Annotated in this window: 20 protein-coding genes and 2 riboswitches; of the genes, 13 read left to right on the top strand and 7 right to left on the bottom strand. The window is 71.4% G+C overall.

Features of this window, described 5'->3' with window-relative positions; translation table 11 throughout:
- Positions 1 to 16 precede the first annotated feature (16 nt).
- A riboswitch (S-adenosyl-L-homocysteine riboswitch) is annotated at positions 17 to 94 on the bottom strand.
- 66 nt (positions 95 to 160) lie between these two features.
- The 3 genes from AL2_RS19200 to AL2_RS19190 all read right to left on the bottom strand — a co-directional run bounded on the left by AL2_RS19200 (position 161) and on the right by AL2_RS19190 (position 3135).
- A complete protein-coding gene (locus tag AL2_RS19200; protein ID WP_067635257.1) occupies positions 161 to 535 on the bottom strand; it encodes a DUF6221 family protein in 375 nt (124 codons plus the stop codon).
- An 82-nt stretch (positions 536 to 617) separates the two neighbouring features.
- Complete coding sequence (locus AL2_RS19195) at positions 618 to 1871, bottom strand: lipase family protein (protein ID WP_067635253.1); 1254 nt, start codon at positions 1869 to 1871, stop codon at positions 618 to 620.
- Positions 1872 to 2007: 136 nt separating this feature from the next.
- A complete protein-coding gene (locus tag AL2_RS19190) occupies positions 2008 to 3135 on the bottom strand; it encodes a glycosyltransferase (protein ID WP_218003677.1) in 1128 nt (375 codons plus the stop codon).
- A gap of 70 nt (positions 3136 to 3205) precedes the next feature.
- Here AL2_RS19190 and AL2_RS19185 point away from each other — a divergent pair, with 70 nt between their 5' ends.
- From AL2_RS19185 to AL2_RS19155, 7 genes are all read left to right on the top strand, one after another.
- Complete coding sequence (locus AL2_RS19185) at positions 3206 to 4573, top strand: type I restriction-modification system subunit M (RefSeq protein ID WP_067635251.1); 1368 nt, start codon at positions 3206 to 3208, stop codon at positions 4571 to 4573.
- Positions 4566 to 5597, top strand: a complete 1032-nt coding sequence (locus AL2_RS19180; protein WP_157438241.1) for a restriction endonuclease subunit S — start codon at positions 4566 to 4568, stop codon at positions 5595 to 5597. Before AL2_RS19185 ends, AL2_RS19180 begins: the two co-directional genes overlap by 8 nt.
- 101 nt (positions 5598 to 5698) lie before the next feature.
- The gene (locus AL2_RS19175) at positions 5699 to 6403 is read left to right on the top strand and encodes a hypothetical protein (protein WP_157438240.1); all 705 of its coding nucleotides are present in this window, start codon (positions 5699 to 5701) and stop codon (positions 6401 to 6403) included.
- A 190-nt stretch (positions 6404 to 6593) separates the two neighbouring features.
- Positions 6594 to 7109 (top strand): ATP-binding protein, encoded by a 516-nt coding sequence (locus AL2_RS19170; protein WP_168444540.1) that lies wholly within the window; start codon positions 6594 to 6596, stop codon positions 7107 to 7109.
- A gap of 251 nt (positions 7110 to 7360) precedes the next feature.
- Positions 7361 to 8353: a hypothetical protein gene (locus tag AL2_RS19165; RefSeq protein ID WP_157438239.1), complete on the top strand. Its 993-nt coding sequence runs from the start codon at positions 7361 to 7363 to the stop codon at positions 8351 to 8353.
- A 33-nt stretch (positions 8354 to 8386) separates the two neighbouring features.
- Positions 8387 to 9142: a class I SAM-dependent methyltransferase gene (locus AL2_RS19160; RefSeq protein ID WP_067635242.1), complete on the top strand. Its 756-nt coding sequence runs from the start codon at positions 8387 to 8389 to the stop codon at positions 9140 to 9142.
- Positions 9143 to 9152: 10 nt separating this feature from the next.
- Positions 9153 to 9725: a methyltransferase domain-containing protein gene (locus tag AL2_RS19155; protein ID WP_067635241.1), complete on the top strand. Its 573-nt coding sequence runs from the start codon at positions 9153 to 9155 to the stop codon at positions 9723 to 9725.
- 24 nt (positions 9726 to 9749) lie between these two features.
- Here the strand turns inward: AL2_RS19155 and AL2_RS19150 are convergent, their stop codons facing one another.
- A complete protein-coding gene (locus tag AL2_RS19150; protein ID WP_067635240.1) occupies positions 9750 to 10568 on the bottom strand; it encodes an exodeoxyribonuclease III in 819 nt (272 codons plus the stop codon).
- A gap of 213 nt (positions 10569 to 10781) precedes the next feature.
- On the opposite strand from AL2_RS19150, the gene AL2_RS19145 reads away from it, so the two are divergent.
- Positions 10782 to 11936, top strand: a complete 1155-nt coding sequence (locus AL2_RS19145) for an FKBP-type peptidyl-prolyl cis-trans isomerase (RefSeq protein WP_067635239.1) — start codon at positions 10782 to 10784, stop codon at positions 11934 to 11936.
- Between the two features lie 240 nt (positions 11937 to 12176).
- On the top strand, positions 12177 to 14840 hold the full coding sequence (locus AL2_RS19140) for a transglycosylase domain-containing protein (RefSeq protein ID WP_157438238.1): 2664 nt from the start codon (positions 12177 to 12179) through the stop codon (positions 14838 to 14840).
- A 49-nt stretch (positions 14841 to 14889) separates the two neighbouring features.
- On the opposite strand, the gene AL2_RS19135 is transcribed toward AL2_RS19140, so the two are convergent.
- Complete coding sequence (locus tag AL2_RS19135) at positions 14890 to 15291, bottom strand: DUF8711 family protein (RefSeq protein WP_157438237.1); 402 nt, start codon at positions 15289 to 15291, stop codon at positions 14890 to 14892.
- A gap of 20 nt (positions 15292 to 15311) precedes the next feature.
- Positions 15312 to 15428, top strand: a riboswitch (SAM riboswitch).
- A 41-nt stretch (positions 15429 to 15469) separates the two neighbouring features.
- On the opposite strand from AL2_RS19135, the gene AL2_RS19130 reads away from it, so the two are divergent.
- The 3 genes from AL2_RS19130 (at position 15470) to AL2_RS19120 (ending at position 21005) form a co-directional block, all read left to right on the top strand.
- Positions 15470 to 16723, top strand: a complete 1254-nt coding sequence (locus AL2_RS19130; protein ID WP_083946665.1) for an aminotransferase class V-fold PLP-dependent enzyme — start codon at positions 15470 to 15472, stop codon at positions 16721 to 16723.
- A gap of 101 nt (positions 16724 to 16824) precedes the next feature.
- Positions 16825 to 20640 (top strand): SseB family protein, encoded by a 3816-nt coding sequence (locus tag AL2_RS19125; protein WP_067635236.1) that lies wholly within the window; start codon positions 16825 to 16827, stop codon positions 20638 to 20640.
- Positions 20637 to 21005, top strand: coding sequence for a UCP033725 family protein (locus AL2_RS19120; protein WP_067635235.1), 369 nt, complete (start codon positions 20637 to 20639; stop codon positions 21003 to 21005). Before AL2_RS19125 ends, AL2_RS19120 begins: the two co-directional genes overlap by 4 nt.
- 88 nt (positions 21006 to 21093) lie before the next feature.
- Here AL2_RS19120 and AL2_RS19115 read toward each other — a convergent pair whose 3' ends face one another.
- Positions 21094 to 21903 carry a hypothetical protein gene (locus AL2_RS19115; protein ID WP_157438236.1) on the bottom strand — a complete coding sequence of 270 codons (810 nt, stop codon included), beginning with the start codon at positions 21901 to 21903 and terminating at the stop codon, positions 21094 to 21096.
- On the opposite strand from AL2_RS19115, the gene AL2_RS19110 reads away from it, so the two are divergent.
- Entirely contained in the window at positions 21887 to 22174 is a 288-nt protein-coding gene (locus AL2_RS19110; RefSeq protein WP_067635233.1) for a hypothetical protein, read from the top strand. The two genes, AL2_RS19115 and AL2_RS19110, sit on opposite strands and share 17 nt — an antisense overlap.
- An 89-nt stretch (positions 22175 to 22263) precedes the next feature.
- On the opposite strand, the gene AL2_RS19105 is transcribed toward AL2_RS19110, so the two are convergent.
- Positions 22264 to 23079 carry a TrmH family RNA methyltransferase gene (locus AL2_RS19105; RefSeq protein ID WP_067635232.1) on the bottom strand — a complete coding sequence of 272 codons (816 nt, stop codon included), beginning with the start codon at positions 23077 to 23079 and terminating at the stop codon, positions 22264 to 22266.
- Positions 23080 to 23137: the final 58 nt, after the last annotated feature.

Below are 23137 nucleotides of genomic sequence, written 5' to 3'. Positions count from 1 at the left end.
GAGCACCTCCCAGTTCATGTGGGAGGCGCCCTTGCGGAAGTGTCACGGGCCCGAGCGTGGCGGGCAGTCGCCCGTTGCAGCGCCTCTCGGACCCTTACGAGAGATTACCTTCCCGGGTTCCGATGTGTCAGTCGTGTCCCACGATGCGGGCGGCCGGCCTTCAGGGGCGCCATTCCTCGCGGTAGGCGGGGTGGGTCGCGTAAGGGAGGGCCAAGAGGCGGAGGACAGTTTCGCGGACGGCCTGGGCGGCTTCCAGTTCGGCGGTGCGCTGGCCCTGGCCGAGGATCCAGGCGGTCTTCTCGTAGTCGTCGACGATCTGGCGGCGGGCCGCCACCTCGGCGAGCGTGCGGGCGGGGTGGTGGCGGGCGATGTGCTCGGCGTAGGCGTCGTTCTCCGCCTTCGCGACGAAGGCGGGGTCGTCGGAGTCGATGTTGATCGTCCCGGCGGGCGTGGCCTTCCAGGAGGCGGACGAGCTGTCGCGGGCGATCTGCTCGTCGCGGGCCAGCCGGGCGCGGAGGAACTCCACCAAGTCCATGGGGCCATCCTGCCCTCTGCGAGTGCGGGATGGCCCCATGAGTGTCCCTACGGCCGGAAGGCGAGCGGGATCACGAGCGGGATCAGGCGGCGCAGTTGCCGGCGACGGGCTTGCCGTCGAACCGGTCGGAGAGGAACGCCATCGCGTCGGGCTCGCTCCAGAGCATGCCGGTGGCGTGCTCGGCGAACGTGTAGGTCTTCCAGGTCAGGTTCGCGCCCTTGGCGCACCACGCCTTGTGCAGCGTGTCGGCCTGCGCGAACGGGATGATCTCGTCATAGGCGGCCTGGGTCTGCAGCACCGGGACGGACGGGGCGGTGGAGCCGAGCTTGTTGGCCTCCAGCCGCTGCTGCCACTGCGGCGTGTTCAGCGGGTCGCTGGTGGTGTAGTCGCTGATCTTCCTGAAGAGCGTCCCGGCGAGGGTGCCGATGCCGTCGACGCTGACCAGGCAGAGGTTCTCGGCCTTCTTCAGCAGCTCGCGGCCGTTGTCGTTGAGGTACTTCTCCAGGTCCAGCTCGGGGTAGGCGGCGTCGTAGCCGACGGCCGCCATGAACATCAGGCCGACGAACGGGGAGCCGTCCAGGCCCTTGGCGACCGCCGTCAGATCCGCCGGGACGCCGCCCGCGAACGCGCCCTTGATGTCGAGCTCGGGCGCGTACGACGTCGCCAGCTCGGCGGCCCAGCCCGAGGACGTCCCGCCCTGCGAGTAGCCCCACAGGCCGATCGGCGAGCCGCCGAGGCCCGCGTCCGGGAGGCGCTGCGCGGCCCGCGCCATGTTCAGCACGGCCTGGCCCTGGGAGCGGCCGACCTCGTAGGTGTGCTGGCCGGGCGTGCCGAGGCCCTCCATGTCGGTGACGGCGACGGCCCAGCCGCGGCTGAGCGCGTCGGCGACGAAGAACATCTCGTAGTCCATGCCCTGGGTGAGGGTGTAGGACGGCGCGCACGCGTCGCCGAGGCCGCGCGTCCCGACGGCGTAGGAGACGACCGGGCGCTTGCCCTGGCCCGTCCACGCCTTGGTCGGGACGAGCACCATGCCGGACACGGCGGCCGGCTCGCCCTGCGCCGTCTCCGACCGGTACAGGACCTGCCACGACGTGACGCCCTCGTACGGCGAGCGGCCGAACGGGTCCATGGAGAACACGGCCGGACGCGACCGGATGACATCGCCGGGCCGGCCGGCCGGGAGCGGGGACGGCGGCGTGTAGAACGGGTCCTGGGCGGGGGGTACGGGGTCCTGCGGTGCGGCCGCGGCGGTGCCCTGCAGGGCGGTCGCCGCCATGGCGAGCCCGATGCAGGACGCCGCCACGGTGCGGAGCACCCGGCGAACGTTGATGGACATGGCGGGCAACCCTTCGTCTTCGCCTGCCGTCGGCGCGACGGCCACCCGACCGTAACGTAATTGGACACTTACTCCAATGAGGTTCGGGACACATCGGAGTCACCCGTTTTGTCTCGGCGCGACAAGGACGGCGGGGTCAGGGCGCGGTCGCCGTGCGGCCCTTCCAGGCGCCGCCCCTTCCGGCGCGGTGGCGGCGGGCGGAGTCGACCGTCATGGCGGCGTACATCAGCGCGACGGCGGGCAGGCCGAGGGCGCGCAGGGGCGAGAGCCCGTAGAAACGGAGCATGGGAACGTAGGTGAGCGTCATGATCGCCCAGGCCGGGGCGCCCGCCGCGAGTGCCACGGGACGGGCGGCGAGGGCTCCGGTGAGCGTCGCGGCGGGCGGCGCGGCGTAGAGCAGGAGCAGGCCGAGAACGGTGCCCGCCAGCAGGGCCGGCGAATAGCGCAGCTGGTGGTAGGCGCTGCGGGCGATCATCATCCACAGGTCGGCGAGGCGGGGGTAGGGGCGGCGGCTGACCACGTCCCGGCTCAGGTCGAGGCGGCAGCGACCGCCCGCGCGCTTGATGAGTCGGCCCATCGCCACGTCGTCGATGAGCGCGTCGCGGATCGCCGCGATGCCGCCCGCCCCGTCGAGCGCGGCGCGGCGGACGAGCATGCAGCCGCCCGCCGCGGCGGCGGTGCGCGCCCCGTCCCGGGTGACGCGGCGGAACGGGTAGAGCTGCGCGAAGAAGTACACGAACGCCGGGACGACAACCTTTTCCCAGCGTGTGCGGACGCTGAGCGTCGCCATGAGTGAGACGAGGTCGCGCCGCGCGCCGGCGGCCTCGCGGACGAGCCTTGTCACTGTGCCGGGCTCATAGGCGATGTCGGCGTCGGTGAAAAGGTAGAAATCGGGGTCTCCGGCCGCTCGGACGCCCTCCGACATGGCCCACACCTTGCCCGCCCACCCCTCGGGACGGCCTCTCGCTGAGATGACGTGTTCCGTCAGGCCGGCGGCCGTCTCGGCGGTGCCGTCGCTGCTGCCGTCGTCCACCACGAGCACGCGGAAGACGCCCGGATACTCCTGGGCGAGCAGCGTCGGCAGGGTTCCAGGGAGGATGGCCGCCTCGTCGCGGGCCGGGACGATCGCCGCCACCTCCGGCCATTCCGGTGGATCGTCCCGCTCCGGCAGGCCGGGCCCGGTCCGCCAGAAGGCGCCGTGGCCGAACGCCAGGTACAGCCATCCGGCGAGTGCCGCCAGCGCGAGGACGTCCACGATCACCACGCTTCGCAGCGTCGCATCACGCTGTGGCGTCCGTCCACCGGGCGCGTCGCTGGGCTAGAGTCTCGCGGCGATGGAGGAAGTTCTCTGGAAGGCCGCCGACAAGCTGCGGGGGGCGGTCGACGCGGCGCAGTACAAGGACTTCGTCCTCGGGCTGGTGTTCCTCAAGTACGTGTCCGACTCGTCCGGTGACGGGGGCTTCGTCGTCCCGGACGGGGCGCGCTGGACGGATCTCGCCGGGGCCACCGAGGACCTCGGCGCGCGGATCGACGCGGCGATGGACGCGGTCATGCGGGCCAACCCGCCGCTCGGCGGCGCGCTCCCGCAGATCTTCGGCGGGGTCGACCAGCGGCGCCTCGGCGACCTGGTCGCGCTGATCGGGGAGGTCGGCTTCGGCGGCAAGGCCGCGCGGGACGTGCTGGGCGAGGTCTACGAGTACTTCCTGGAGAGGTTCGCCCGCGCCGAAGGCAAACGCGGCGGCGAGTTCTATACGCCGCCCAGCGTGGTGAGGCTGCTCGTCGAGATTCTGGAGCCTTTCAAAGGGCGGGTGTACGACCCGTGCTGCGGTTCCGGCGGCATGTTCGTCCAGGCGGAGAAGTTCGTCCGGAGCCATCGCGGACGGCTGGACGACATCGCCGTCTACGGGCAGGAGGCGAACGAGCGGACGTGGCGGCTCGCCAAGATGAATCTCGCCGTTCACGGGATCTCCGGCGACCTCCGCCGCTCGGACACTTTCCACGCGGACGCCCACCCCGATCTGCACGCCGACTTCGTGCTGGCCAATCCCCCGTTCAACATGTCGGACTGGTACCGCGACACCGGCGACCCGCGCTGGCGGTACGGCGTCCCGCCGGCCGGGAACGCCAATTTCGCCTGGCTGCAGCACATCATCTCCAAGCTCGGGCCGGACGGCCGCGCGGGCGTCGTGATGGCGAACGGCTCACTGTCGTCCCGGCAGTCGGGCGAGGGCGCGATCCGCGCGTCGCTGCTGGAGGCGGGCCTGGTGTCGTGCGTGGTCGCACTGCCGGACCGGCTCTTCCGCAGTACCCCGATCCCCGCGTGCCTTTGGTTCTTCGACCGTTCGGCGGGCGGCCGGGTCCTCTTCATCGACGCCCGCGACATGGGGACGATGGTCGACCGCACCGAGCGAGTCCTCACCGATGACGACATCACCCGGATAGCAGGCACATACCGTTCCTGGCGCGGCACCGGTTATTCGGACGTTCCGGGGTTCTGCCGTTCCGCCGGCCTGGACGAGATCAGATCCCATGACCACGTCCTCACCCCGGGCCGCTATGCAGGCGCCGCTCAGGCGGATCCCTCCGACGAACCCGCGGCCGCCAGGGCCGAACGCCTCACCAAGGAACTCTTCGCCCATTTCGAGGAGTCGGCGCGGCTCGACGGGGTCGTCCGGGCGGAACTGGGACGCCTGGATGGCTGACGTGACGCTCGGCGAGATCGTCGCGTTCGCGAACGGGAGGTCCCGCCCCGCCCAGGGCTCCGCCTACCGGACCTATGGAGCCAACGGCGTCATCGGCACCTCCGGCGATTTCAACGCGGGCCCGCACAGCACCATCGTCGGACGCGTGGGCACGTACTGCGGCGCCGTCCAGTACAGCGCGGAGCCGTGCTGGGTCACCGACAACGCCATCATCGCCACCCCGAAAGAGGGAGCGAACCCCCGCTACATCTACTACCTCCTGAGAAGGCTCGCCCTGAACCGGTACCGCATCGGGTCGGGACAGCCCCTCCTCACCCACGGAATCCTGAACCGCCTCACCGCGACCCGCCTCACCGGGGCGGAGCAGGATTCGGCGGCCTCCGTCCTCGGGGCCCTCGACGACAAGGCCGCGGTGAACGACCGCATCGCCGCCTGCGCCGACGCCCTGGTCCGCGCCCGCTACGACGCGTCCGCCCCCCGCACCCGGGTCCGCATCGGCGACCTGGCGGACCTCGTCCGGTCGAACGTCCCGGCCGCCGGCATCTCCCCCGCCGAGAACTACATCGCCCTCGAACACATGCCGAAGCGCAACATGTGGCTCTCGACCTGGACCGACGCGTCCGGCATCACCAGCGCGAAGAGGCGCTTCACCGCCGGCGACATCCTCTTCGGCAAGCTCCGCCCCTACTTCCACAAGGCCGGGCTGGCGTTCGTCGACGGCGTCGCCTCGACGGACATCCTCGTCGTCCGCCCGAAGGACCCCGCCCACCGCGGCTGGCTGCTCGCGGCCCTGTCCAGCGACGCCGTGATCGCCCACGCGTCCGCCGTCGGCGACGGCACCCGCATGCCCCGCGCCCGATGGCCCGACATCGCCGCCTTCGAGATCCCCTGGCCCGGCGACGCGGCCATCCGCGGATTCCACGAATTCACCTCCACCCTGGCCGCCCGCGTCCAGGCCGCGACGACCGAGACCAGGACCCTGACAGCCCTCCGCGACACCCTCCTCCCCCAATTGATCCCGTGACGTCCCGCCGCGAGCGGCGTCATCATCGGGACGGCCACCGGATAATCCGTTGCCGCCGGACCCCGCGATCTTTCACCCTCCAGGCCTTTCCGGGGACCATCGTGCCCAATCCGATGGTCGGCGAACTCTCCGCGCTGGCCCAGCAGGCCGGTCTGCGGGTGCCCTTCGTCGAGGAACTCGCCGCCGACATCTTCATGGGCACGTTCTCGGTCAAGTTCCTGCGGGCGGCGCGGCTCGCGGGCGACGTCCTGGAGGGCACGCTCTACGAGCGGTACTACGGCGTCGACTACGCGGCCGTGCGGTCGATGAGGTGGGGATTCGACAAGCTCTGCCTGAAGCGGGCCGGAAAGCCCGCTGGGTGGTCGGTCGCCGGCAACGGGATGGTGATCGAGCAGTCGCAGATCCTCACCACGCACAATCTGGCCGCGCTCGTCCACCCGGTCGGCGTCACGCCGGTGGACGGCTGGGACGGGCTCGCGCGGCGGTCGTTCGAGGTCGTGTGCCGGCTGGTGCGGAAGACGCACGGGAACCGGCGGCCGCTGCCGACCGTCAAGGACGCCGCCTACGCCTGGCGGCAGACCGTCTTCTACCTGGCGCTGTGCGGGCTGAAGGAGCAGGTCGCCGTCATCGCCTGGATGCAGGACGAGCTGGACCGGCAGCCGGGCCACGCCGTCCGGCGGCTCGACCCGGTCCTGGCGGGGCTCCGGCACGTGCTGGCCGGCGGCGCCCTCGACGACGGGTCCGCGCCGAACGCCCGGCGGTTCCTCGGCTGGTCGGCCGGCGGCCACTGGATGGCCGGTGAGTGACCGGCCGCGTGCGCTCGGTCATCGACCGCTGGGTGCGGCAAGGGGCTTGCATGCGCGCAAGGGTCGGTGACTGGGTCGTGCAGGCTGCGTAAGAGTGTGTGTTGTTTCACTCCACGTCCGACTTCCGACTTGGCCTTGAGAACACATGTTCGCTTACAGCCCGACACGGAGACGTGAAACCAACGCCGCCATGAACGCATCAGACGCGTGGTCCGGGGGGCCCGTGCTCGTTCCCGCACCCTCACTCGAACTCGGAATCCCGTCCGCCTGGAGCAACGGCAAGTCGTCCGGCCGGCTCATCGGGGAGATCGACCTCGCCGCCACGCCGCCGGCTGTCCGGCTCGCCCGGTCCTACGTCCGGGAGCTCGTCGGCCAGCACTTCGGCGCCGAGCGGTCCGAGCTCGGCGACCTGGAGCTGCTGACCAGCGAGGCGATGACCAACTCGGTGCTGCACGCGCGGCCGCGCCGGGACGGGACCGTCATGCTGGCCGTCCTGCACCTCGACCGGTACGTGCGGGTCGAGGTCACCGACGGCGGGCCCGCGCCCGGCCAGCCGCGGCCGGCGGACGAGCACCCGCCGGTGCACGGGCGCGGCCTCGCGCTGATGAAGGCGCTCGCCACCGACTTCGGCACCCACCGGGGCCGGAACGGGACGTCTACCTTCTGGTTCGGGATGGGCGTCCGGGACGAGTGGCGGCTGCCGTGACTCCCGGGCCGCGGGCCGTCCAGGTGCGCGGGGGCCTCCTGGACCGCGCCGGCCTCGGGTGACCGGCCGCCGTGCTCTCCGCCGCGCTCGCCGCCGCCACCGGTGACGGGACGGACACATCCGCGGATCGTCCGTCCCGGGCAGCCGCCGCTTCGCTAGGATCGAGGCGTCGACAATTGCCACCTCGAGGGCGAGTGATGACAGCGGACGGTGCGCCGAAGTCTCTCTCGGACATCACCAAGGACATGGGCTTGAACATGTCCGACGTGGCGGCCTTCTCCGGCCTCGACGAGAGCACGATCTTCCGGCTGTGGGACAACGTCGAATGGCTCGACCGGGTCAGCGGGCGGTCGCTGCAGAGCCTCATGTCGTCCGTTCCGGGAATCGCCGAGTACTCGATGGCGCACGCCGTCCGGAAAAGGCGCGACGGGCTCGTCGGCGACCTGCACGGCGAAGGGCTCGCGGTCGACCTGGACGCCCTGGAGAACTCGACCGTCGCGCAGCAGCATCTGCTGAACGCGCTGGAGGCGGCCCTGCACATCGTGCGGGGGCAGGCGACGCAGAAGACGTCCTCGTTCATCGCCCGCTTCTGGGGACGGGAACAGGACCGCGCGCTGGAGTCCATCTATTCGACCGACCCCGGCGAGGGCCTGCTGAAGGACCCGCAGAAACTCTTCGACGCCTCGCTCGACCTGGCGCCCCGGCTGAACCGCAAGAGCTACTCGTTCCACTCGATCTTGGCGCTCAACATCCTGACGCACCAGGTCAGCAAGGTGACCGGGAAGCTGGAGGCCGACCTCAGCTTCGAAGTCCCCGGACGGCAGAGCGCGTTCATGATGCGCGGCGTCGTCATGGGGTCCCTGATCAGCTCGGACGACTTCGACCTCGCCGAGCGGTACCGCAGGGAACTGGATGCCACCCCCGTGTACGCCGCCCTTGAGGAATGGGCGTTCCCGACCTACACCAGAGACGGCCGGATCAGCAGCGACTTCACTCTGCCGAGCTCCCTGTCGCTGCGCAACACGGCAACCGAGGTGCTGCGCGAGATAGCGGTCTACAACGACGCCTACCTGTACTACCTGGTGTCGACGTACATTCCGCTGGCGCTGAAACGCGACCCCGCGTTCGGCGGCAAGATCGTCGAGTTGGTCCAGGCGCTGGAACTGCGCGGGGTCGAGTGCCGGGACAGAACGACCAGACAGACCTGCAACACGCTGGTGCGGCGGCTCAAGGGCGCCGCCTGAACCTGCGTGGAACACCTGAGGAATGGGGAGCCGGTGGAGGACACGGCGCAAGCCATCGCGAATCTGACACGTGAAAGGTGGGAGGCCAACGCGCAGTACTGGGTCAAGGTCATCAGGGAGGGCCGCGACCGGTACCGGACCGAACTGACCGACGCCGCCGTCCTCGACGCGGTCGGCCCCTGCGCCGGCCTGCGCGTCCTGGACGCCGGGTGCGGCGAAGGCTACCTGTCCCGCAGGCTCGCCTCCATGGGCGCGGACGTCGTCGGCGTGGACGCCGCCCAAGGTCTGATCGACGCGGCCTCGTCCCACGCGGCACCCGGCGCCACGTTCACCCGGGCCGGCGTCGAGGACCTCCCGCTGGACGACGAGCAGTTCGACCTCGTCCTCTGCAACCACCTGTTCAGCCATCTGCAGGACCCGGCCCGCGCCATCGGCGAGTTCGCGCGCGTGCTGAAGAGCGGCGGGCGGCTGATCCTGCTGACCCTGCACCCGTGCTTCTACGTGGAGAACTCCGAGCAGGGCGCGATGAACAGCGTCCCGGCGGCGCAGTACTTCGCCTCGCGCGGCATCGACCAGAGGTTCCTGGTGGACGGCATGGAATCCCCCTCGATGATCACGAGCTGGCTCCGGCCGCTGGAGTACTACGCTGGAACGCTCCGAGACGCCGGATTCGTCATCGCGGACCTGCGCGAACCGCACCCGACGGAAGAGCAGCTGCGGGACGACCCGTGGTGGCGCAAGGGCTTCCCCACGGCGATGTTCATGCTGCTGATCGCGGAGCGCCGCTAGGGTCGACGGCATGGACCCCGAGCTGGCCGAGCATCCGGACAGGCTCCGGTGGAACAGCAAGTACGGGGACGCCCCCGAGCCGTCGCACGTCCATCCGCTGATGGAGCGGGCGCTGGCGCTGGGATTCCCGGACGGCGGCGTGCTCGACCTCGCGTCGGGGCCGTCCGGGAGCGCCCTGTCGGCCGCCGGAGCCGGGCGCCGCGTGACGGCCGTCGACATCTCCGAGGTCGCCCTCGACCGGCTCGGCGCGGAGGCGCGGAGGCGCGGCCTCGACTCGCTGATCACTCTCGTCCACGCCGACCTGGGGCGGTGGCGGCCGGCGCCGGACGGCTACGCGCTCGTCCTGTGCACCGGGTTCTGGGACCGCGCCGTGTTCGGGCGCGCGGCCGGGGCCGTCCTGCCCGGCGGCCTGCTGGGCTGGGAGGCGTTCACCGAGGACGTTCGCCGCGACCGGCCGCGGATACCCGCCGAATGGTGCCTCGCACCCGGCGAACCCGCCGCGCTCCTGCCACCCGGTTTCACCGTCCTGGACCAATCGGACGTCCCCGCGACGGGAAAGCGCCGACTCCTGGCCCGCCGCTAGCCGTACCGCCCCACCTGCCGCACGTCAGCGGAGGTCGACGACGACCGGGGCGTGGTCGGAGGGGCCTTTGCCCTTGCGGGCCTCGCGGTCCACGTAGGCGGACTCGACCCGTTCGGCGAAGGCGCCGTTCCCATAGACGAGGTCGATGCGCATGCCGAGGTTCTTATGGAACATCCCGGCCCGGTAATCCCAGTAGGTATAAGGGTGCGGGCCTTTCATCGGGGTGGGGACGATGTCGTGGAGGCCGAGGTCGCGCAGTTCGGCGAGTGCCTGGCGTTCGGCCGGGGTGACGTGGGTCGAGCCTACGAAGACGGACGGGTCCCAGACGTCGTCGTCGGTGGGGGCGACGTTGTAGTCGCCCGTCGCGACCAGCGGCGTCCCGGCGGACAGTTCGGCGGCCAGCGCGTCGCGGAACGCGGCGAACCAGGCGAGCTTGTAGAGGTAGTGGGCCGATTCGGGGGTGCGGCCGTTCGGCGCGTAGAGCGACCAGACCCGGATCCCGCCGCAGGTGGCGCCGATCGCGCGGGCCTCGGGGGTGAGCAGGACGGGTTCGGTCAGCTTCGCCTGGGCCTCCGCCTCGCCCTCGTATACGGGCTCACCGTGGAAGCTTTTCGAGACGTCCTCAATGCCGACCCGTGAAAGAACCGCGACTCCGTTCCACCGCCCGTCGCCGTGCGCGGCGGTGGCGTAGCCGAGTTCGGCCACCTCGGCGGACGGGAACTTGCCGGCGGCGCACTTGGTCTCCTGCAGGCAGACGACGTCGGGCTTCGTCTCGTCCAGCCAGGAGAGAAGGCGCGGCAGCCGGGCCTTCACCGAGTTGACGTTCCACGTCGCGAGGCGCATTCCACCAGCCTGCCATCCGAGGGCGCGAGCCACTCCGCCGGCGGGGATATCCTGGCGGCTTCTCCAGTCCCCTGCCGGACGGCGCCGCGGCCCCCGCGTGACCGGTAGATTGCGGGTCGGCCTCCTTTACACGGTTTTCACGCTGTGCTTAGCCCGGCCCTGGAAGGGTGGTCACGTTCGCGATGTCGTCTAACCCGGAGCAAGTGAGGAACCATGTCCGAGGATGACAAGCCCCGGGGCAAGCCGGCGGTCAAGGCGAAGGCGAAGATCCCGAACGCCCAGAGCATCCGCAGCCCCGAGTTCACCCCGCACGGCATCAGCGCCGGGCGCGGCAGCGGGCTGAACCGGCCGTCCGCCCCGTCCGCGCTCACCGCCAAGCAGGCGCGCAACCGGCGGCTGATGATGATCGCCGGGATCGTGGTGGTCGCGCTGGCGATCACCGGCGGCGTGTACTGGTGGGTCAACCGCCCCGATCCGGTGATCGAGGTGACCGGCAAGTTCGCGTCCGAGCCCAAGGTCGAGATCCCGACCAAGCTCGCGCCGACGAAGAAGCTGAAGATCACCACCCCGATCAAGGGGTCCGGCCGCACGATCGCCGAGGGCGACACCGCCTACGTCTCGTTCGCCACCTACAAGTGGGCCGCGGACAAGGACGAGGAGAACTCGCGCGTCAAGAGCACCAGCGAGAAGGTCAGCTCCACCTGGGAGCAGCAGCAGGGCCAGCAGCCGAGCGGCCCGCGCCCCCTCGTCATCGGCAAGAGCGGCCTGAAGGAGATCGACAAGAACCTGGTCGGCAAGACCGTGGGCAGCCGCGTCGTGCTGCAGCTCCCGCCGTCCAAGGACCTCAGCCAGCTGAGCCCGCAGCAGATCACCGCCAAGGACGCGGTGGTGTTCATCATGGACGTCCAGGCCGCCGTCCCGAAGGACCCGAAGCCGGAGGGCACCGCCCAGAAGCTGGACGACAAGAACCTGCCGAAGGTGGAGGACAAGGGCGCCAAGGAGCCCAAGATCACCATTCCGGACGCGGACGCCCCGGACAAGCTGCAGGTCAAGACGGTGATTCAGGGCAACGGGCCGGCGCTCGCCAAGGGCGACGACGCGATCGTGAACTACGTCGGCAAGATCTGGAAGAGCGGCGACAAGTTCGACTCCAGCTGGACCAACGGGCAGCCCGTGAACTTCCCGATCGGCACCGGCGCGACGATCCCCGGCTTCGACAAGGGCCTGACCGGCGCGAAGATCGGCAGCCGTGTCCTGCTCGTGCTGCCGCCCGCGGAGGGCTACGGCAAGGAGGGCAGCCCGCCCAAGATCAAGGGCGACGACACCCTGGTGTTCGTGGTGGACGTCATCGCGAAGATCCAGAAGTGAGCCGGGCGCGGCACGGCCGCGCGGGCGGGATCGCCTGAGGGACGATGTGCGAGCGGCGGGGCACCCGGTGGGGCCCCGCCGCTCGGCGTTCACGGAAAGCCGCCATCGCGGCGCCCGGCACGACAACCGGCGGGCCGGATCACCCGTCCTCCTATTGGGAGTCCGTGGGGTTGCGCATTGGGCGGCCGACGCACGTGTCCCCTCAGGTATCGTCGGTGACGCATTAATCACGGGGGGCTTGTGAGCGACAGCGAAAAGGGCCCGGAGGGCGACGCGCCCGCCGGGCCTTCCGAGGTGGACCGGCACGGCACCGGGGCCGGGGCACCGGCCGGCGCGGACGGACCGGCGACCGGCACGCTGACCGAGGACACCGGCGAATCCGCCCGCGACACGGAATTCCCGGACGTGCGAGACAAATCACAGAACGGCGACAAGGAGGGCGAAGCGCCCGACTTCGCCGACGATGCCGCCGAATCGCCTGGCACCGAATCACCTGGCACCGAATCACCTGATGCGGAAACGCCTGCCGCGGAATCGGCCGAGGCCGGAACGGCCGCCGCCGAATCGGATGATGCGGGCGAGGCGGAGAAACCCGGCGAGAGCGGCGAGTCCCCTGAGGATTCGGGTGAACCGGCGGCCGATGGTGTTGAAGCGCCGGTCACGGGTGATACCAAGACCATGCCCGCCGCCTCGTCCCAGCACGGATCGTCCCAGCATGGCGGACCGCCCCCGCCCGGCGGCGCCGGCGGTGGAGACGGCGGCGGGAAGCGCCGCGGCAAGCCGCGGAGCCGCAGATCGCGGCTGCTGCGCCGGACGTTGTTCACCCTGCTCGGGTTCATCGGGTTCTTCCTCGCCGCGTTCGGCGTCGCGTACCTGTTCACCCCCGTGCCGTCCCCGCAGGAGAAGGCGATCGCGCAGGGTCCGACCTTCTACTACTCCGACGGCAAGACACAGATCGCCAAGACCGGCATCAACCGGGACGCCGTCGAGCTCGACCGCGTCCCCGAGAGCACCCGCAACGCGGTCATCGCGGCGGAGAACGACAGCTTCTACCAAGATCCCGGCGTATCAGTCGAGGGCACCACGCGGGCGTTCTGGTCCACGGTGACCGGCAAGCAGCTGCAGGGCGGGTCCACGATCACGCAGCAGATGGTCCGCAACTACTACGGCGGCATCGGCAAGGAGCGCTCGGTCACCCGCAAGCTCAAGGAGGTCATGGTCGCGCTGAAGGTCGACCGGGAGAAGCCCAAGGACTGGATCCTGGAGCAGTACCTCAACACGATCTACTTCGGGCGCAACGCCTACGGGGTGCAGGCCGCCGCGCACGCCTACTACGACAAGGACGTCTCCGACCTGACCCCCGCCGAGGGCGCCTTCCTCGCGGCGGCGATCCAGCAGCCGAGCAACTTCTCCGACCCGACCGGCGACCAGCGCGTCCGCGCCGAGCAGCGGTGGCGCGCCGTCGTCGGCAACATGGTGCAGGACGGCTACCTGACGTCCGCCGACGCCGCCGCCATGGAGTTCCCCACGCCGGTCAAGCAGAAGATCACCGACGTCCTCAAGGGCCAGAGGGGCTACATGGTCAACGTGGCCAAGAAGGAGCTCACCGAGCGCCGCGGCTACAGCGAGGACGAGATCAACCGCAGCGGGCTGAAGATCACCACGACGTTCGACAAGCGGCTGATGGACGCGATGAAGCAGGCCGTGGCGCAGAACACCCCGGACGGGATGAGCAAGAAGATCCGCACCGGGGCCGTGTCCGTCGACCCGTCCACCGGGCAGGTGCTCGCCTTCTACGGCGGCCGCGGCTACCTGGAGGAGGCGCTGAGCAGCGCCTTCGGCGAGTGGGCGCAGGCCGGGTCCGGGTTCAAGCCGATCGCGCTCGCCGCCGCGCTGCGGGACGGCCGGTCGCTCAGCACCACCTACGACGGCAGCTCGCCGCAGACGTTCGGCGGCCATTCCCTCCACAACGACAGCAACGAGAGCTTCGGGTCGGTGAACCTCGTCACCGCCACCGAGCACTCGATCAACACCGCCTACGTCAACCTCGGCCAGGACGTCGGCAACGAGAAGATCGCCGAGATGGCCGAGAAGATGGGCATCCCGGCGTCGCAGATGACCAAGGACCAGCGGAACGCGGCCACGTTCCCGCTCGGCATCGTGTCGCTGCACCCCGTCCAGCAGGCGGGGGTGTACGCGACGTTCGCGTCCGAGGGCGTGCATCGGACGCCGTTCGTGGTGAAGTCCGTCACCGACAACGAGAACGAGAAGCGCACGTTCACCGAGAAGGGGAACCGGGCGCTGAGCGCGCAGAACGCGCGGGACGCGACGTATGCGATGGAGAAGGTCGTCCAGGGCGGTACCGGGACGAACGCGCAGCTCCCGGACGGCCGCGACGTCGCGGGCAAGACCGGCACGACGGACGAGGGCAAGGCGATCTGGTTCAACGGGTACATCCCGCAGATGGCGACGTCGGTCGCGATGTTCCGCAGCGACAACAAGCCGCTGAACATCCCCGGCTACGGCGCGTACGGCGGGCAGCTGCCCGCGCAGATCTGGCGCACCTACATGGCTGAAGCCGTCAACATCAAGGACTACGCGCCGAAGTCGTTCGGGGAGCCGTCGATGCGGCCGGGCGGCGGCTACGAGCGGCCGTCCGGCCCCAGCACGCCGGGCCGGACGGAGCCGCCGCGCACGACCGAGCCGTCCGGACCGCCGCCGACCACGGAGGAGCCCAACCTCCCGACACCGCCGACCGGACTGCCGACCATCATCGAGCCCCCGAACGGCGGGGGCGGCGGTGACGGCGGCGGTGGTAGTGGTGGTGGTGGTGACGGCGGCGGCGGAGGCACCGGCGGAGGCGGCACCGGCGACGGCGGCGGCCCCACAGGGCCCAACGGCTGACCTGCGCGGTCCCTGCCCGGCCACGAGCGGGGACCGCCGCCCCGGGCCGCTAGTCGCAGGCCTTGCCGATCCTGGCCGGGGCCTCCTTCATCACGGCGCTGAGCTGGGAGACGTCGCCGGCGCCGACGGCGGGGGCGGCGGCGCGCAGCCTGCCCGCCTCCGCCTCCAGCGCCTTCTTCAGGTCTCCGTCGCCGGCCTTCTTCGCCAGCCCGTCCAGCCGTCCCGCGAGCCGCTCGGTCGGCTGCCGCCACTGCGCCGGCTCGGCCGCCGGGATGCTCCTGACCTGCGTGACGTACTGCTCGAACGCCTTCTTCGTGTCGGTGCACACCTGGCCGGAGTTGCCGCCCAGCATCCCGCACCCGCTCAGGGTGCCGAGCACCAACGCACCTCCGGCCAGCGCCCGAACCACCCCGTACCGCATCGCTTCCTCCAGCTTGATCCCCGACCGCACCCGTATATGATTCCGCACTAGGTCATGAGCGCCAGCGTCAAGCCCCGGCTTGCTGGCCGGCAACCCTTCGTCCGCGATGGGGTGCCCCGGGTGAGGACCTGGCCGGACGCGGTTCCGCGTTCCGGCAAGCGCGGATCCCGACCTGTCATCCGGGGTCCCTGGCCCGGAAGGTCCCGGTATGCCCACACTGCTCTCCCCCATCACGCCTGCTGTGACGCGCCCCGAGGGGGTCCGGGTTCGCCGGATTCCGCGCATTGTCGGGGCGGACGTCCCGGTGCCGCTGCGGGACGGCGGCCACGTCCCCTACGCCAACTTCGACTACGCCGCCAGCGCGCCCTGCCTGGAGGCGGTGCAGGAGGCCGTCGCCCGCGCGCTGCCGTACTACAGCAGCGTCCACCGCGGGGCGGGCTACGCGTCCCAGGTCACGACGCGCGCGTACGAGGAGGCCCGCGAGACCGTCCGCGCGTTCCTCGGGGCGTGGCGGCGGTCGGCGGTCGTGTTCACCCGCAACACGACCGACTCGATGAACCTGCTCGCGCACGCCGTCCCCGCAGGGACGAGCGTCGTCGTCTTCGAGACCGAGCACCACGCGTCGCTGCTGCCGTGGAAGCGGGCCGTGCGGCTGCCCGCGCCCGCCACCCCGGCCGAGGCGATCTCCGCCGCCGACCGCGCGCTGCGCGCCTGCCCGATCGGGTCGCGGCTGCTCGTCGTCACGGCCGCGTCCAACGTCACCGGCGAGCTGTGGCCCATCGAGGAGCTGGCGCGGGCCGCGCACCGCAACGGCGCCCGCATCGCGGTGGACGCGGCGCAGCTCGTCCCGCACCGTCCGCTCGACATGACGGCGCTCGGCCTGGACTACGCCGCGTTCTCCGGCCACAAGCTGTACGCGCCGTTCGGCGCCGGCGTCCTCGCCGGCCGCGCCGACTGGCTGCGCGCCGCCGGCCCGTACCTCAAGGGCGGCGGGGCGAGCGCGGCGGTCGGCGCGGCGACCCGGTGGGCGCCCGCCGCGGAGCAGCGGCACGAAGCGGGCTCACCGAACGTCCTCGGAGCCATCGCGCTGGCCGCCGCCTGCGAAACCCTGTCCCCCCTCTGGGAGGACCTCGCCATCCATGAGGCGGCCCTGGTCGGACGGCTCCGGACCGGGCTCTCCGCCCTCCCGCATGTGCGAGAACTGTCACTCTGGGGCGACCGGGCGCCGCGCGTCGGGATCGTGTCGTTCACCGTGGACGGCTGGAACGCGCGCGACGTGGCGCTTACCCTGTCGGAGGAGCACGGCATCGGCGTCCGGGACGGGCGGTTCTGCGCGCACCCCTTCGTCCGGCACCTGGCGGGCGGGGACGGGACCGCCGTCCGCGCTAGCCTCGGACTCGGTACGAGCGAGGAGCACATCGACCGGCTGCTGACCGCCCTCGCCGGGCTGACAGCGCGCTGACCTGCACGCACCCGCGAGCAGTCAGGTGATTATGCTCTTTGGTCCTGTTCGCCCATGTAGCGTAGGCAGTCGCGTGGGGACGAGCACGGAGGAAACAGGGGGTGGCGACCGTGGCCGACGCGTGGCGACCCACGTCGGAGCTGGAACACCGACTGCAGGAGACCGTACGGGCCGGGGACCAGGAGAGCTACTTCCGCCTCCTCGCGGACAGCGAGCTCGTCGTCCCCGTCCCGCCCGAACTGGTGGACGGCGTGCTCGCCAACGAGGCGCAGCCGTCGTGGCCGACGCAGGAAGAGGACGGCCGCGTCCACGTCCTCGTCTACACCTCGGCCTCGGCGATGCGCGCCTGCCTGGGGCCGTCCTACCAGCACTTCATGACCGTGCGGTTCGGCGACATCGCCGAGACGTGGCCGGACGCCCGCTGGTGGCTCGCCATCGACGCGCCCGCCCACGGCGTCGGCACCGTCCTGCCCATCGAGGCGCGGATGCCGGCCTGGTTCGTCCGCCAGGTGGCCGAGGGCGACGGCCGCCCCCCGCAGGTCGGCCGCGCGCCCGCCCCCTGGGAGGAGCTCCGCGACCAGCACCGCGACCTGCCCCGGCAGTCGCCCCGCCCCGAGTTCCAGCCCGCCAACGACGTCGAACGCGAACTGCTGCGCGCGGCCTCCAACAACGACCACGACCTGTTCCTGCAGACGCTCGCGGACACCGACGTCCTGCTGCCCGTCCCGGACGACATGGACTTCACGCTGCGTCCGGGCCGTCCCGGCTTCCCGTGGCAGACCCGCGAGGTCGACGGCTCCACGGTCGTGCCCGTCTTCACGTCCCCCGAACGCCTCCACGAAGCGTCCGCCGCCGGCGCCGAGTACATCAAGCTGCCGTTCACCGTCGTCCTGCGCTACTGGCCGAACCACGACTGGCTGCTCGCCATCAACTCCGGCTCCCCGGCCGGCGGCACCGTCCTGGCCCAGCAGCTCCCCGGCCTCGCCACCTGGGCCGACCAGCGCGCCGCCCAGCGCATGACGGACAACTTCGAACCGCAGAACGACGTCGAACAGCGCCTCCTCGACCTCGCCCGCCGCCGCGACACCGACGCGTTCTACAAGACCCTCCTCGGCGCCCAGGTCCTGGTCCCCGCCGAGACCGACACACCCTGGGGCATCGTCCCCGGCGACCCCGACTTCCCGTGGCGCCCCGTCCCCGTCCACGGCCGGACGTCCATCCAGGTGTTCACGTCCCTGAAGTGGATGAACGAGGCCATGGGCTCGTCCCGCTTCATCATGCCGAGCCTCCACGAGATGGTCGCCGCCTGGCCCGACACCGACTGGACGCTCGTCCTGAACCCGGGCACCCCCATCGACGCCTCGATGCCCGGCGACCAGATCCGAACCCTCCGCGGCCCGGCGACGCCCCCGTCGGCCTCCACACCCCCGCCCCCGGAAACCCCGGCCGTCCCGGTGGCCCCCGCAGTTCCCCCCGCAGTTCCCTCCGCGGGCACACCGGGCCACGCCGTCCCGCCGACGGAACCCGCCACTGGCGTCCCCGCCGGGCCCAAAACACCGAACATCGGCACGCCGGGCGTCCCCACAGGGGAAGGCCCAGCTGACCGCCCGGCGGAAACGCCGCACTCGCCCGGCCCTGAGCCCGCCCGGCACGCCACCCCACCACAGCAGGGGACGTCCGACATATCCGGCGGAGTAGCCGGACAGCCCGGCATACACGACACGACATCCGGCGCTCAGCCTGGCCAGCCCACCGGCTCGCCACAGCCGGGCACCCCGGGCGACACAGGCCCATCCACCATGTCCGGCACACCCGCCGGACCCGGACACCCCGCAGGTGCACCCGGCTTTCCGCACGAGGGCATCTCAGGCAATGCGAGCCCGTCCAGCACGCCCGGCCTGTCCGGCAGTCCAGAGGACCCCGCAGGTGCACCCGGCTCTCCGCACGAGGGCCTTTCGGGTGGTGCAGGCGCGTCCGGCATGCCCGGCGGCGTTGACTCGTCAAGCACACCGGGGGTCGGGCAGGGGACTTCCGCCTACCTTGGCGACGGGACGCACGAAGCTCTTCGCGCGTCCGACGACGCCGTCGGGCTGAGTGGTGGACGCGACGCAGGACAGCCCGGCTACCAGACCGGCACGCCAGAGCAGGGCAGCGCGAACGGTGTCATAGGCACGGCAGGCGGACACGGTGCGCCCAACACGGCACCACACCCCGAACTCGGTCACCACGCCGGCGCCCCGGGCGCGTCCAGCATGTCCGGCGCCGCTGACTCGTCAGGGACGCCGGGTGCCGGGCAGGAGCCTTCCACCTATCTCGGCGACGGGACGCACGATGCTCTACGCGCGTCCGGCGAAGCCGCCGGCCTGGGCGCCGCCGCGCCCGGGTCGACCGGTGGCCGCGACGCCGGGGAGCCCGGCGCGTCGCCGGAAGGCGTCACGGGCGGCTCCCCCGGTGGACCTGGTACGCATGGCGCGGCCCCCCGTCCAGAGGGCGGCCACCACGCCGGTACCCCGCACGAGGGCATCGCGGGCGCATCCGGGGGCGAGGCCGTCTCGCCGTATCCGGGCGTTCCGGGTGGCGCGAGCCCGTCCGGTATGGGCGGCGATCGCGACGTGGTGTCCGGGGGCGCGGCCGGGCGGCATGCCGGTTCGCCGCCCGAGGGCGCCTTGAACGGTGCGGATGCGCCCGATGTGGCCGGCGGCGCAGGCCCGTCTGGCGCGCCGGGCACGGAGTCCGGTGTCTACAGCGGTGAGGGGGCGTACGGCGCTCTCGGCGCATCCGATGCGTCCGGCGCTGCCGGGCCGAGTGGTGGACGGCATGCCGGCGCGCCGCGCGAGCACGGTGCGGATGCGTCTGATGTGGCGGACGGCGGGCACGGCGTCGACGCGATCGGGGCGCCCGGTACGGGCCCGCAGTTGCGGGCCGTGGGGGCGGTGTTCGAGCCCGGGAACCGGATTGACCAAGAGCTTTACGAGGCCGCGGTGGGCGGGGACTCGGACGCGTTCCTGCGGGTGCTGCTGAACGCGAACGTGCTCGTGCCGATTCCGGCGGCGGCACCGCTCGAGGTGACGCCCATGCAGCGGGAGTTCCGGTGGGACGCGGCGCTGCGGAGCGAGACCGCGGTGCAGGTGTTCACGTCGCTGGTGCGGCTGCGCGAGGTGCTGCCCGAGTCGCGGTTCGTGTACGCGGACTTTCGGGAGCTGATCGGCGCGTGGCCGCGGGACGACTGGACGATGCTGCTCAACCCCGGGACGCGCATCGGGGCGTCGCTGCAGGGCGAGCAGGTGCGGGCGCTCAGCGAGTGGGCGGTGCGGGTCGGGCTCGTCCGGGCGCGGCCCGAGGTTCCGCTGCCGCCGCCGCGGCCCGAGCCGGTGCCGGCGGAGTCGCCGGACGACCTGGACGACCGCGTCTCATCCCTGACGATCATGCAGAAGGTCGTCCCGCACGGGCATGTCGCCTGGTACCTGGAGCAGGGCTACGACCGGGTCGGCGGGTTCGTGCACTCGACCGGTGACGTCGCCGAGCTGCAGACGCCCGGCCAGTTGTACGAGGCGCTGGGGCTGCTGTACGACGGGTCGCCGTTCTCGCCGTCGGACGAGGGCGTGTACGTCATCCGGTGGCCCGCTTACTGTCCTGACCTGTACCGGATTCCCTTCGGGGGGCGGGACGAGGCGGAGCTGGCCGCCTGGGGCGACGCCGGCTGGGTCGTCGAGCGGGCCCCGTTCCTCGGCGGCGGGTTCGCGCCGGGCAGCGCCGGGTCCATCCGCGAGTACAAGGTGGACAGCGTCCGGCTTCCGTACGGGGCGGAGATGTACTACCTCGGCCATGACCGGTCCGAGCAGTTCGTAGCGATGTACGACCCGGACAGGCTCGCCTGGCTCCGGCCGGAGGCGAACGGGCGGGAGGCCGCGCAATGATCCGGGACGGGTACGTCGCGCGCTGGCTCGGACGCGACTTCGAGGCCGCGCCGGGCGCCGACGGTGAGATCAGGCTGTACGCGCCCGGTCCGACGGACGGGTTCGAGGAGCTCCGGCAGGGACGGTTCCGCCGGATCGTCCCCGCGTCCGAGATCGAGGACCTCCGGTACGTCCGGACGACGTGCCGGTGGCGCGGTGAACGCTTCGTCATCGTGGGCGAGCATGAAACTTGGCTGCGCGTCGAATACGCCGGTGGCCGGGCCCCGGTCGCCGAAAGTCTGGGGCTCGACCGCATCGACCAGGGCATCTGGCAGACGTGGGCTCCCGCCGCCGAGGTCGAGGACGTCCGCGAGGAGATGATCTGACGCCGGACGGGGTTGATTTGGCTCGCGGATCCGTGTTCGCTTGATACCCGAGGCGATCCCTCGGGTATTGCATATCGGGCACGGGCGCTCAACGGCGACGCGACGGAGGTGCTGCGGCGGTGATCTGCCGATCGGCGGTCAAACCGATGTTCATCGGTATCGGCACGGCGGCCGTTCTGGCCGCCGGCGGTGCGTCCGCCATAGCCGCAGACACTCCGAGTCCGTCCGAGCCGGGCACTACGGCGCCCGCCGTGGGCGAGCTGAAAGTGCGCGTCACTCCGGTCGCCGCGACGGTCGATCCGAAGGACTCCTTCGACATCACGACGGCCATCACGGCCGTTGGCGGTGATCTGGCGGGCGTCAAGGTCACGAACGTCACGGCGACCCTTGAGGGAACGACGGTCACGGGCTTGTGCGGCTCGCCGTTCACCGCCGCGGAGTGCAATGTCGGGGACCTTGCCAGCGGAAAGGACGGCGCCGTCAAGTCGACGGTGAACGTGCCGGAGAAGGGTCCCGACAGCACGTCGAAGTTCGAGGTGACCGTCACCGTCGACGCGGCCGGCGTCGACCCCGCCAAGGCGTCCATGACCATCACGTACGTCGTGCCGAAGCCCTCGCCTACGCCCACACCGACGACCAGCAAGCCGCCCACGTCGAAGCCGCCGTCCAAGCCGCCGTCCAAGCCGCCGACGTCGCGGAAGCCGTCCAAGCCTTCGTCGTCGCCCACTCCCACGAAGTCGTCCGGGTCGGGCGGGGGCGGTGGTTCCGGTGGGAGCGGCGGGTCGAGTTCGAGCAGTGGATCATCGTCGTCCAGCGGGTCGGGGTCGGGCGGAATCGTGCCGCCGTCGCCCAACTCGTCGTTCGATCCGAAGGACCCGCAGGTGGCGCTGCCGCCCATTCAGGCGCCCAGTCCGTCGGTCGCGCCGAGTCCGGTGGCCGGGTCGGGAACGCCGCAGAGCCGGTTGCAGGGGAACAAGGCGCCCGTCGCGCAGGACGTCACCTTCGAGCGAATGGCCAGCACGCAGATCGCATGGCTGGCCGCCCTTCTGGTCGCGTTCTCGCTGCTGCTCACACAATTGCGGCTCGGACGGCGGAGCATGCCCGCCGGAGCCGTTAAGCGCGTGCAGGGAACGCATCGGCGCACCCGCCGCGGAATGTTCGGAAAATGATCCATTCACTGATCGGCTCGGCGGGTTTCAGCTGGTCATTCCGGGTGACGAGCCGCTGAGCACTCACCGCGAATTCTCCCCTGATGAAGTCAGGATCGAGTTAGGGCGTAGCAGGCTATTGCGGCGGCCGCCACGACGTTCAAGGAATCGACGCCGCGCGCCAGAGCCGTTTCGTTCATGGGAATGCGGACGCGGTGGTCCGCCTCGTGCAGCCAGCGGGACGACAGCCCGTCCCCCTCGGAGCCGAGGAGCAGCGCCCGGCGGCCGGCCGTCTCCACCTCGTCGATGGGCTCCGCGTCCGAGGCCGGGGTCAGGGCGAGGAGCTGGAACTCCGCGGCGCGGATCACGGAGAGATCGTTGTGCCAGTCGGTCATGCGAGCGTACGGGAGGGCGAACACCGCGCCCATGGAGACTTTGACCGAGCGCCGGTAGAGCGGGTCGGCGCAGCGGGGCGCGAGGACGGCGGCGTCCACGCCGAGCGCCGCGGCGCAGCGAAAGATCGCGCCGATGTTGGTGTGGTCGACGATGTCCTCGCAGATGACGATGCGGCGGGCGCCGGCGAGGACGGCGCCGAGCGGGGGAAGCGGGAGGCGTTCGAGGGACGCCAGCGCGCCGCGGTGCACCTGGAAGCCGGTGATCGACTCCATGGTGGCGTCGTCCGCGACGTAGACCGGGGCGTCCAGGCCGTCCAGGACGTCGGCCAGCGGCTCCGCCCAGCGGCGTGCCATGAGCAGGGAGCGGACGGGGTGACCGGCGGCGACAGCGCGGCGGATCACCTTCTCGCCCTCGGCGACGAACAGACCGTGCTCGGCCTCCAGGCTCTTGCGGAGGTTCACATCCCGCAGGTGCACATAGTCTGTGAGGCGCGGGTCGGCAGGGTCGGAGACGGGTTCGAGGTCGGCCATGTCCCCAAGTCTGCCGCCCGCCGCGGCCGGATTCGGTCGGCCTTGAACGGATGTTCGC

Origin of the sequence: Actinomadura latina NBRC 106108, assembly GCF_001552195.1 — a bacterium.
Lineage (GTDB): Bacteria > Actinomycetota > Actinomycetes > Streptosporangiales > Streptosporangiaceae > Spirillospora > Spirillospora latina.
This window is presented reverse-complemented; position numbering and strand designations above follow the sequence as displayed.